Origin of the sequence: Bacillus sp. NPDC060175, assembly GCF_042728695.1 — a bacterium.
Taxonomy (GTDB): domain Bacteria; phylum Bacillota; class Bacilli; order Bacillales; family Bacillaceae_G; genus Bacillus_A.
On the sequence record NZ_JBHWYR010000030.1, the window covers coordinates 46,657 to 58,417 of the forward strand.

Sequence of the window (11,761 nt, forward strand, 5' to 3'; positions counted from 1 at the left end):
CTCTGTAAAAAGCCTGATTTTCTACTTCTCCTTCTCGTCGCTTTTCCTTATTAGATTTTAGGTATACTTATTATATTGCTAAACCTAGAAAATGTTAACCAATTACTTTTTGAATACGATTTAAAACTTTTTCTTTTCCAAGAAGAGCAATAGCGTTAGGAAGCTCTGGACCATGTGTTTGTCCAGTAGTAGCAACACGGATTGGCATAAATAGGTTTTTACCTTTATGTCCTGTTTCCTTTTGAACTGCTTTAATAGCCGCCTTAACTGCTGCTGGCTCCATTGCTTCTAAAGCTTCTAATTGATCGGCAAATGTACGAAGTACTTCAGGTACTTGTTCACCCTTCAATACTTCTTGTCCCTCTTCTTCATGATCAACATGATCTTTAAAGAACATTTCAGAAAGCTCTACAATTTCAGCTCCAAAGCTCATTTGGTCATGATATAAAGCAATTACATCACGAACCCATGCTTGTTCTTGTTCGCTTAAGTTTTCACCTACGCGACCCGCTTTCACTAAATGCGGTAAGCTTAGTTCAACAACCGTATCTAAATCTTGTTTTTTCATATATTGGTTGTTCATCCATTTTAGTTTTTGAGAATCAAATAATGCAGGTGATTTTGATAAACGAGCTGCATCAAACATTTTGATAAACTCATCTTGAGAGAAGATTTCTTCTTCACCTACTGGTGACCAACCTAGTAATGCAATAAAGTTAAAGATTGCTTCTGGAAGATATCCAAGCTCTTTATATTGCTCAATAAATTGAATAATAGATTCGTCACGCTTACTTAGCTTTTTACGGCTTTCGTTTACAATCAAAGTCATATGACCGAACTTCGGAATATCCCAACCGAAAGCTTCATAAATCATCATTTGTTTTGGCGTGTTTGAAATATGATCATCACCACGAAGTACGTGTGTAATCTCCATTAAGTGATCATCTACCGCTACCGCAAAGTTATAAGTTGGAATTCCATCTTTTTTCACGATAACGAAATCACCAAAATCATTTGAATGGAATGCAACTTCATCTTTTACGATATCTTTAAACGTGTAGTCGCTATCAGCCGGCACACGGAAGCGAATACTTGGAATACGGCCTTCAGCCTCAAATCCTTTAATTTGCTCCTCAGTTAAATCACGGTGGTTTCCTGCATAACGCGGTGTTTCACCACGAGCGATTTGTCCTTCACGCTCTGCCTCTAGCTCTTCTTCTGTCATATAACATTTGTAAGCTAAATCACGCTCTAATAAATCTTCATATAATTTTTTATAAATATCTAAACGCTCTGTTTGACGATATGGTCCAAATTCACCACCAACATCAACACCTTCATCCCAGTCCATACCGAGCCATTTCAAGTATTTTAATTGGCTTTCTTCTCCACCAGCAACATTACGTTTCACATCAGTATCTTCAATACGAATAATAAATTTACCATCTTGATGACGAGCAAATAAATAATTAAATAATGCCGTACGCGCATTTCCGATATGTAAGTGTCCTGTTGGACTTGGCGCATAGCGCACTCTCACTTGCTTTTCCATAATTGGTACACCTTCCAATCTTAATGTCAACACATTCTATAATTGTACACCAAAAAAACGTGATTATCCATCTTACGAATTAAAAACCACTATTTTTTCTGTAATAAAACAACCGCTTGAGAAGCAATCCCTTCTTCTCTACCTGTAAATCCTAATTTTTCTGTTGTTGTTGCCTTTACATTAATATTATCAATAGACGTTTCTAGTAGTTCACTAATACGTTTACGCATGCTTTCAATATGCGGTGCCATTTTTGGCTTTTGGGCAATAATTGTACAATCTAGGTTCCCTAGCTCATAACCTTGTTCACGCACAAATTCCCAAACCTTTTGTAACAATACAGCTGAATCCGCATCTTTAAAGGCAGGATCTGTATCAGGAAAATGTTTTCCAATATCTCCTGCTGCAATTGCTCCTAGACATGCGTCAGCAATCGTATGTAACAATACATCTGCATCCGAGTGACCGATTAATCCTTTTTCATGAGGAATTGTAATTCCGCCGATAATTAACGGCCTACCTTCCGCAAATTCATGTACATCAAAACCTTGTCCAATTCGAAACATTCTTTACATCCTCCTCAATCTAAACTACTTTATGAATTCTATATTATATTGCTATCTCTATAAAGAAAAGCTCGGCAACTGCCGAGCTTTTCTTTACTATAATACCATCACTTCTATTTCTTCTGAACATGAAGGAAACTTTCAGCAATTAGTAAATCCTCTGGAGTCGTCACTTTAATATTATAGTAACTCCCCTCTACTACGCCTACTTGCTTCCCGACACGTTCTACGAGACTTGCATCATCTGTACCAAGAAAACAACTTTGCTTTGCACTTCTATGAGCTTCTAATAAAAGAGGAACAGAAAATCCTTGCGGTGTTTGAACCGCTTTAAGCTGAGAACGTTCTACCGTTTCAACAACAACACCCTGTTCTACTTTCTTAATTGTATCCTTCACTGGCACTGCACAAATGGAAGCACCATATTTCTCTGCTACAGTTAATACATCTTGCATCATCTTATTCGTTACGAACGGGCGCGCACCATCGTGTACGAGAACATACTCAACTCCGCTCACATACTGAAGAGCATTATACACACTATCTTGTCTTTCGGCCCCGCCTTGAATAAATTGCACCTGCTTTTCAACCGGGTACTTCTGCATTAACTCCTCAAAATAAGGACGTTCCTCTTCGTTAATTGCCATGATAATACGTTTACATGCTTTATCTTTTTCAAAAGCACGTAATGTATGCACAATGATAGGTACTCCATTTATAAGTAAGAACAACTTGTTTTTGCCAGCACCCATCCGTTTCCCTTGACCCGCTGCTGGAATAATTAACGTATACATATTAATAATCCTCTACTTATAATGCTTTTTCTAATAATTTACGTTTTGCGAAAATCATACGACCAGCCGATGTTTGCAACACACTTGTAACTAGTACATTAAGTTGCGAACCGACATATTCTCTACCGTCTTCTACTACAATCATCGTGCCATCATCTAAATATGCCACACCTTGATTTTGTTCTTTACCATCTTTCACAACATAAACACTTAATTCTTCGCCAGGGAGTACGACTGGTTTAATTGCATTTGCTAAATCGTTAATGTTTAATACTGTTACTCCTTGTAATTCAGAAACTTTGTTTAAGTTGAAATCATTTGTTACAACAGTTCCACCAGTGATTTTAGCTAACTTTACAAGCTTGCTATCCACCTCTTGGATATCCTCAAAATCGCCTTCATAAATTTCCACCGGAATTGGTAGCTCTTTTTGAATACGATTTAAAATGTCTAATCCTCTGCGACCACGATTACGCTTTAAAGCATCAGAAGAATCGGCAATATGCTGAAGCTCTTCTAATACGAATTGTGGAATCACAATTGTTCCTTCTAAAAACTTCGTTTGGCAAATATCCGCAATACGTCCATCAATAATTACGCTTGTATCGAGAATTTTCCAATGAGTTGTAGATTTTTCTACCTCTACCTCTTCGTTCTCGCTATTGTTTTTCTTCTTACCTCCACGCTGGGGTAATGTAAATAATCCTAGCAATTCATTTCTCTTTTTAAATCCTACTTGGAATCCTAAATAACCAAGTAAAAGAGTAAAGAACACTTGTAATACTGTACTAATGACTGGAATCGTGAATTCACGAATTGGTATCAAAATTAAATATGCAACAATAAGACCAGAGATCAACCCTAATGTACCAAATAAAACATCCGCTACCGGTGCCTTTACAAGGGCTTCTTCGATATGTTTAATAAGTTGAACAATATAATCCACAAGCCAAAATGTTGTTAAAAATAAAATAATTGCACCAATAATTGCACGAACGTACGATCCCTCAAGCAAAGGAACAGCACCGACGTCCAATACATTAATAACTTTTGGGATTAGAAAAATCCCTAACGCTCCCCCGATCACTAAAAAGAAGAGCTGTACGATCCTTTTTAACATCCAACCACCTCCTACTCATTATTAACCATTGTTTTGCTAATCAAAACGCCGAATGCAAAAGCGGACGTGTTTTTTTGTAAATAGTTTTATTTACCAATATACCATATCATATAACAAAAATGTTCTAGTGTCGTTATATTATGGAATCAATGTAATATTCTTAATTGTGTCTACTCATATAGAGATGCTCTTGAATTCTTTTTAGGCCCTCCCGTATTTTCTTCGCCCTAACTTCCCCAATTCCTTCCACATCATCCAATTCATTAATAGTTGCACGACAAACACCTTGCAATGTTTTAAATCGATTAATTAAATTTTCAATGATAAGTGGTGGAACACGAGAAATTTTGCTTGCGATTCGGTATCCCCTCGGTGTCACGCTTTCTTCTAAGCTCATTTGCCCTGGATAGCCGAGCAATTTAACTAAATCGCTATCCTCTAAAAGCTGTGTATTTGCAAGATCTTGTAACTTTTTCAAAATTTGATGGTGATCCTGCGTTTTTTCTTGATAATAATCCTTAATTAATAACGCTGCCTCTGCTTCTAAGTCGGCTAGTAATTCTGTAAGTTGTAAACGAATTAACCTCCCTTCCGTTCCTAACTCATGAATGTAGCTCACTATTTCATTTTTAATACGCAGTACCATTTCAACACTATGTAAAACGTGAACTACCTCGGACATTGTAACGACCTCTTCAAATTCTAGAATGCCCAAATTCGTAATCCCATCATTCCATACAGCTTTATATTTTTCTAACGTTTGAATAGCTTGGTTTGCCTTTGTTAAAATTACACCTATATCTTTTAGTGTATAACGTAAGTTCCCTTGATATAGTGTAATTACGTTACGTCTTTGTGAAATAGCCACAACAAGGCTAGCCGTCTGCTTTGCTACACGCTCTGCCGTTCGGTGACGCATACCTGTTTCAATAGAATCAATGGATGGATCTGGAACTAATTGTGCATTTGCAATTAAAATTTTGCTCCCAGTTTCATTTAAAATAAGTGCCCCATCCATTTTTGCTAATTCATATAAACTAGCCGGTGAGAATGCACAATTAATGTGAAATCCTCCATCTACAATACTTTTAATCTGCTCATTATACCCAAGAACAATTAGCCCTCCAGTTTGTGCACGAAGTACGTTATCTATCCCTTCGCGTAGTGGTGTTCCTGGGGCAACAAGCTGTAGAATATTAATCATACTTTTGACACGTTGCTTGTTTTCCTCCATAGCCTAGCCTCCTAATGTCAAACGAAGCGCCTCTCCTAAATTAGAAACACCTACTACCTCAATCCCATCTGGAATTGTCCATCCTCCCAAATTTTTTCTAGGAATAATAGCACGTTGAAATCCTAATTTTGCTGCTTCTTGTACACGTTGTTCAATTCTTGATACTCTTCTTATTTCTCCAGTTAGGCCTACTTCTCCTATTACCGCATCGGTTGGTGCAGTAGCTTTATCTCTGAAACTTGAAGCAATACTTAAGGCAACAGCTAAATCGATTGCTGGTTCATCTAATTTCAAGCCACCCGCGACTTTTAAATATGCGTCTTGATTTTGCAACAATAAACCTGTTCTTTTTTCTAGCACTGCCATAATAAGTGAAACGCGATTATGATCAATTCCCGTCGCCATTCTTCGAGGATTTCCAAAACTAGTAGGGGAGATTAATGCTTGTATTTCTACTAAAACCGGTCTTGTTCCTTCCATTGAAGCAACCACTGTGGATCCTGCAACTCCAACTGGACGTTCCTCAAGGAAAATTTCAGAAGGATTTAGTACTTCTGCAAGACCTAGTTCCTTCATTTCAAAGATACCCATTTCATTTGTGGAACCAAAACGGTTCTTCACAGCTCGCAAAATACGATATGTATGGTGACGATCTCCTTCAAAGTAAAGAACTGCATCAACCATATGTTCTAGCATACGTGGTCCTGCAATTGCCCCTTCTTTCGTCACATGTCCGACGATAAAAATAGGAATCCCTTTCGTCTTTGCAAGCTTCATTAATTCCGCTGTACATTCACGTACTTGCGCTACACTTCCTGGGGCTGACGTCACTTCAGGTAAATGTATCGTTTGAATGGAGTCAATAACAACAAAAGCTGGATTCATCTCTTCAATGTGTGCTGCAATTCGTTGTAAATCAGTTTCTGCTACAACAAATAGATTACTACCCTTTACATGCAAACGATCTGCACGAAGTTTAATCTGCTTTGCTGACTCCTCACCTGATATGTATAGTACATCATATGAAGAATCTGCTAATTGCGATGAAATTTGTAATAACAATGTTGATTTTCCAATCCCAGGGTCTCCACCAATAAGTACTAAAGATCCATCTACAATCCCGCCACCAAGTACACGGTTAAACTCTTGAAATTTCGTTTCAATACGCGCCTCAGAATTTGTTTCTACCTCTGTTAAGCGTCTTGGTTTTGTTACTTCTGATTGAATTGCATTGACATAATTAAGGCGCCTTGATGATACAACTGGTTCCATCTCTTCAACAAGCGTATTCCATTTACCACACCCAGGACATTTCCCCATATATTTTGGCGACTGATAACCACACTCTTGACATGTGAATTTTGTTTTCTTTTTAGCCATATCTTTTATAGTTCACTTCACTTTCATCTACAAACGTTTATCCTTCTCGTACAAGAAAGAGGGCTATCGCGTAGCCCTCTTTGTTTGTCTATACTTATTTTACCTTTTCCGCACTATGAATGACAAATGATTCTCCTTCTATATCAAAGATAACTTTTTGCCCTTTCTCAATAGCACCTTTTAACAGTTCTTCTGATAGTCTATCTTCTACATGTTTTTGAATTGCTCTACGAAGCGGACGAGCACCGTACTCTCGATCAAATCCTTTATCAGCAATTGCTGAAATTGCTCCTTCTGTTAAGTGCAATTCAATCTCTTGTTCTTTTAAGCGATTCACTAACTGATTCACCATAAGAGTTACAATTTCTTGAATATGTTTTTTCTCAAGCATATGGAACACGATAATTTCATCAATACGGTTTAAGAATTCTGGACGAAATGCTTTTTTCAATTCATCCATTACTTTACCTTTCATATCTGAATAATCGCGGCTCTCATCTTGTACGTTAAATCCAAGATGTTTATTACGTTTTAATGCGTCTGCACCAACATTAGACGTCATAATAACAATTGTATTACGGAAATCAACTGTACGTCCTTTAGAATCTGTTAAACGGCCATCTTCTAATACTTGTAGTAAAATATTAAACACGTCAGGATGAGCTTTCTCTACTTCATCTAATAAGACAACTGAATATGGCTTACGACGAACTTTCTCTGTTAATTGTCCACCTTCTTCATATCCAACATATCCTGGAGGAGATCCAACTAAACGAGAGGTAGAATGCTTTTCCATGTACTCAGACATATCAATGCGGATCATTGCATCCTCATCACCGAACATAGATTCCGCTAACGCCCTCGCTAGTTCTGTTTTACCTACACCAGTCGGTCCTAGGAAAATAAATGAGCCAATTGGACGTTTCGGATCTTTTAATCCCGCTCTCGCACGACGAACAGCTTTGGCCACAGCTACAACTGCTTCATCCTGCCCAATTAAACGATCATGTAAAATTGATTCCAAGTTTAATAATTTATCTGTCTCTGTTTGTGCAAGTTTAGAAACTGGAATACGTGTCCATGTGGAAACGACATTTGCAATATCTTCTACTGTTACTTCTGAGTTTTCTTGTCCTTGTTTCTCTTTCCACTGACGCTTTGTATCTTCTAACTTTTCACGTAAACGTTGTTCCATATCACGTAAGGAAGCAGCTTTTTCAAATTCTTGGCTTTGTACAGCCGCATCTTTTTCTTTTCTAATTTCCTCAAGCTTCACTTCAAGCTCTTTTAAGTTTGGTGGTGTTGTATAAGAACGTAAGCGTACTTTTGATGCAGCCTCATCAATTAAATCGATTGCTTTATCAGGTAAAAAACGGTCTGTAATGTAACGATCTGAAAGTTTTACAGCCGCATCGATTGCATCATCTGTAATAGATACGCGGTGATGCGCCTCATAACGGTCACGTAAACCTTTTAAAATTTGAACTGATTCTTCTAAGTTTGGTTCATCAACATGAATTGGTTGGAAACGTCTTTCTAATGCCGCATCCTTTTCAATATATTTACGATATTCGTCTAAAGTTGTTGCACCAATACATTGTAATTCACCACGTGCTAAAGATGGTTTTAAAATATTCGATGCATCAATTGCACCTTCTGCCCCTCCTGCACCAATTAATGTATGAAGCTCATCAATAAATAGAATGATGTTACCAGCTTGGCGAATCTCATCCATCACTTTCTTTAAACGATCCTCAAATTCACCACGATATTTTGTTCCAGCAACAACTGTACCCATATCTAATGTCATAACACGCTTATCTCTTAAAGTTTCAGGAACTTCATTATTTACAATTTGCTGTGCTAATCCTTCCGCAATTGCTGTCTTACCTACACCAGGTTCTCCAATTAATACTGGATTGTTTTTTGTTCTACGGCTTAACACTTCAATTACACGTTGAATTTCTTTACCACGTCCAATAACAGGATCTAAACGATTTTCACGTGCAACAACTGTTAAATCACGTGCTAGACTGTCAAGTGTAGGTGTATTCGCATTTGTTGATGAACCACCTTGGTGACCTGAACTAGCTTCATTACTTCCAAGGAGTTGTAACACTTGTTGTCTTGCTTTGTTTAGGCTTACACCTAAATTATTTAAAACACGTGCTGCTACACCTTCACCTTCACGGATTAAACCAAGTAAAATATGTTCTGTTCCAACGTAGGAATGGCCCAATTTACGAGCTTCGTCCATAGACAACTCAATAACTTTTTTAGCACGAGGTGTGTAATGTACTGTTTGAGAAGCTTCCGTTCCACGTCCAATTAATGCTTCTACCTCTTTTTGAACTTTCTCTGGACTTAATCCAAGAGCAATTAACGCTTTTGCTGCAATTCCTTCACCTTCGCGTACAAGCCCAAGTAAAATATGTTCTGTTCCAATATTATTATGCCCAATGCGAATTGCTTCCTCTTGAGATAAAGCTAATACTTTCTGTGCTCGTTCTGTAAATCTTCCAAACATCATAGAAATCGCCTCCTACTTGCGCTTAATTTTGTTCAATTCGTAATCGCTCACGGATTAAGGTTGCTCTTCGATAATCTCTTTCTTCTGGTCCTAGAGGTCCTCCTGCATATTGTTGCAAAATGCCTGACTGAGTAAGAACCATTAACTCAGTTAAAATATTTCTCGATATACCTTGTATATATCCTAAGTCAATACCAAGTCGTACATCTGATAAGCAAGTGGCTGCTTCTGCAGATTGAATTAAACGACTGTTAGCTAGTATTCCGTAAGAACGATATACTTTATCTTCAAGCTCAATACTTGAATTTTGTACAATTAATTCTCTAGCCATTTTTTCTTGATGGATGATTTGTTGAATGACACTCTTTAAATCTGCAATAATATCTTCTTCTGATTTCCCTAGTGTCATTTGATTTGACACTTGAAATATATTACCTAACGCTTCGCTACCTTCACCGTATATTCCTCTTACTACTAACCCTAATTTTTGAATTACTTGTATAATACGGTTAATTCTTTTCGTTAAAACCAGTCCCGGCAAATGAATCATTACCGAAGCCCTTAATCCTGTACCGACGTTAGTGGGGCAACTCGTAATATATCCAAGCGATTCATCAAAAGCATATTCAACCTGTTCCTCGATCCAGTTATCTATTTGATTGGCACTTTGAAGCGCCTCTGATAACTGTAAACCCGAAAATAGGCACTGAATCCTAACATGATCCTCTTCATTAAGCATGATACTTATATGTTCACTTTCTGATAGTAGGCATGCTCCGTATTCTGTTCCTGCAAGATTCGGACTAATTAAATGCTTCTCAACTAAAACTCTCCTTTGGAGAGGATTTAATTCATTCATTTTTAATAGTTCAAACTCCCCAAAAGGTTCTACAGGTTTATTTATAAACTTCTTCTTTAATAACTCATGAATCTGTTTAGCTTCTTCCTCGTTTTGCATAGTAGAGAATTGATATTTTTTAAAATTACGAGCCAAACGAATTCGACTACTTAAAACAATATCAGAATCAGGGCCATCCCCCTTCATCCATGGACTAATCGCTTCATTCATGATTCTGTCCAGTGACATAGAACTATTCCCCCTCTCTATGCTCACTAAGCTGATTTACAAGACATCGAATTTTATCTCGTACTTCAGCCGCTTTCTCAAATTCCTCTTTCTGTACATATTGTTTCAGATTGAGTTTTAGTTCATCTAATTCTTTCTTTAAGTAGATATTTCCTTCTATACGTTCAGGAATTTTTCCACAATGATCTGTATGCCCACCGTGAAGACGTTTTAACAATGGTTTTAAATGCCCCTTAAATGTATCGTAACAAGAAGCACATCCAAAGCGTCCCACTTTTGTAAATTGTTCATATGTCATCTTACAATTTGGACATCTTGATATATTTGTATTTGAAAATGCATCTTGCCCTTCTTCAAACATTGCTGGTTCACCATGCAATAATCCGGCTAATAGGTCATGGAATGAAAAATTAGACTGCGGCGATTGAAAGAAAGACGTATAGCCACTTTGTTCTGCACATTGCTCACAAAGATGAACTTCCGCCTTTTTTTCGTTGATTACTTTTGTATAATGTAAAGTTGCTGGTCTTATATTACAGTTTTGACAAGTCATCGCTATCCCCCACCTTTACAACAGGAACGATCTATCTCATGATACTTTTCATACATTACTAGATTGTTCTCTTTCCTTAATCCATTTAGTAAAAGCACATGTCATCTTTCAAAATTCCTACAATATTAAACTGCATTATCTTAGTTATTATTCTTAACAAAAGTTATATTTATTTATATTTCAGTGTTCTTAACATTGCGCATAATATTCGAGCCCTAAGTTCATCTCGAGAAGGAACATCCATTAATAATACAGAACGATCTAGTACGCTTAACATAAGTTTAGCTTCACGATTTGTTATAATACCCTCTTCTATTAAACGTATAATCATGCTTTCTGCATTTCCTTGTGCAACGCTATGATCAATCATATGAAGCATTTGATCAATAATGTCTATATCATCATGCAGTTTGACTTTTATAATGCGAATGTAACCTCCTCCACCTCGTTTACTTTCTACTACGAATCCTCTTTCTAACGTAAAACGGGTATTGATTACATAATTGATTTGAGACGGCACACAATCGAATCGATCAGCGACCTCATTCCTCTTGATTTCAATCGCATTATTATTGCTTAAGTCAATAACTTGCTTTAGATATTTCTCAATGATATCAGATATATTTCTCATTTATCCGCCACCTTTATTGACTTTGACTATCTTTGACTATAATTATATACGTATTAAAAAAATTTGCAACTCTTTTGCTTATTCACTATCCTAGCCACATTTCCCTGTCTTTAATCAAAAGGACGATTCTTTAAGTAAAGATTTTTTAAATTACTATGAATTATAAAAAGAAACACGAAAAAACACGAGTCAAATGACTCGTGTTTTAGTTGCTTGGCGACGTCCTACTCTCACAGGGACAAGGTCCCAACTACCATCGGCGCTAGAGAGCTTAACTTCCGTGTTCGGTATGGGAACGGGTGTGACCTCTCTGC

The 11,761-nt window shown here is 37.1% G+C and carries 10 protein-coding genes, 1 rRNA gene and 1 other annotated feature (1 of these 12 cut by a window edge); all 11 genes read right to left on the bottom strand.

Annotated elements, in window-relative coordinates:
- Positions 1–47 (bottom strand) — a binding site (T-box leader); it reaches 199 nt to the left of the window's first position.
- Positions 48–94: 47 nt separating this feature from the next.
- Positions 95–1,552, bottom strand: coding sequence for a glutamate--tRNA ligase (gltX, locus tag ACFWDE_RS16265; protein ID WP_002113298.1), 1,458 nt, complete (start codon positions 1,550–1,552; stop codon positions 95–97).
- Between the two features lie 89 nt (positions 1,553–1,641).
- Entirely contained in the window at positions 1,642–2,118 is a 477-nt protein-coding gene (ispF, locus tag ACFWDE_RS16270; RefSeq protein ID WP_000488386.1) for a 2-C-methyl-D-erythritol 2,4-cyclodiphosphate synthase, read from the bottom strand.
- A gap of 113 nt (positions 2,119–2,231) precedes the next feature.
- Complete coding sequence (gene ispD / locus ACFWDE_RS16275; RefSeq protein ID WP_002204581.1) at positions 2,232–2,912, bottom strand: 2-C-methyl-D-erythritol 4-phosphate cytidylyltransferase; 681 nt, start codon at positions 2,910–2,912, stop codon at positions 2,232–2,234.
- 16 nt (positions 2,913–2,928) lie between these two features.
- A complete protein-coding gene (locus ACFWDE_RS16280) occupies positions 2,929–4,032 on the bottom strand; it encodes a PIN/TRAM domain-containing protein (RefSeq protein ID WP_002063406.1) in 1,104 nt (367 codons plus the stop codon).
- A 160-nt stretch (positions 4,033–4,192) separates the two neighbouring features.
- Positions 4,193–5,266: a DNA integrity scanning diadenylate cyclase DisA gene (disA, locus tag ACFWDE_RS16285; protein ID WP_000392162.1), complete on the bottom strand. Its 1,074-nt coding sequence runs from the start codon at positions 5,264–5,266 to the stop codon at positions 4,193–4,195.
- 3 nt (positions 5,267–5,269) lie between these two features.
- The gene (gene radA / locus ACFWDE_RS16290; protein ID WP_002159617.1) at positions 5,270–6,646 is read right to left on the bottom strand and encodes a DNA repair protein RadA; all 1,377 of its coding nucleotides are present in this window, start codon (positions 6,644–6,646) and stop codon (positions 5,270–5,272) included.
- Between the two features lie 94 nt (positions 6,647–6,740).
- Positions 6,741–9,176, bottom strand: coding sequence for an ATP-dependent protease ATP-binding subunit ClpC (gene clpC / locus ACFWDE_RS16295; protein ID WP_215554956.1), 2,436 nt, complete (start codon positions 9,174–9,176; stop codon positions 6,741–6,743).
- A 22-nt stretch (positions 9,177–9,198) separates the two neighbouring features.
- A complete protein-coding gene (gene mcsB, locus ACFWDE_RS16300) occupies positions 9,199–10,263 on the bottom strand; it encodes a protein-arginine kinase McsB (RefSeq protein WP_377893338.1) in 1,065 nt (354 codons plus the stop codon).
- Between the two features lie 4 nt (positions 10,264–10,267).
- The gene (gene mcsA / locus ACFWDE_RS16305; protein ID WP_002159618.1) at positions 10,268–10,816 is read right to left on the bottom strand and encodes a protein-arginine kinase activator protein McsA; all 549 of its coding nucleotides are present in this window, start codon (positions 10,814–10,816) and stop codon (positions 10,268–10,270) included.
- A gap of 169 nt (positions 10,817–10,985) precedes the next feature.
- A complete protein-coding gene (ctsR, locus tag ACFWDE_RS16310; RefSeq protein ID WP_002029353.1) occupies positions 10,986–11,447 on the bottom strand; it encodes a transcriptional regulator CtsR in 462 nt (153 codons plus the stop codon).
- Between the two features lie 211 nt (positions 11,448–11,658).
- A 5S ribosomal RNA gene (gene rrf, locus ACFWDE_RS16315) occupies positions 11,659–11,761 on the bottom strand; the annotation flags it as partial.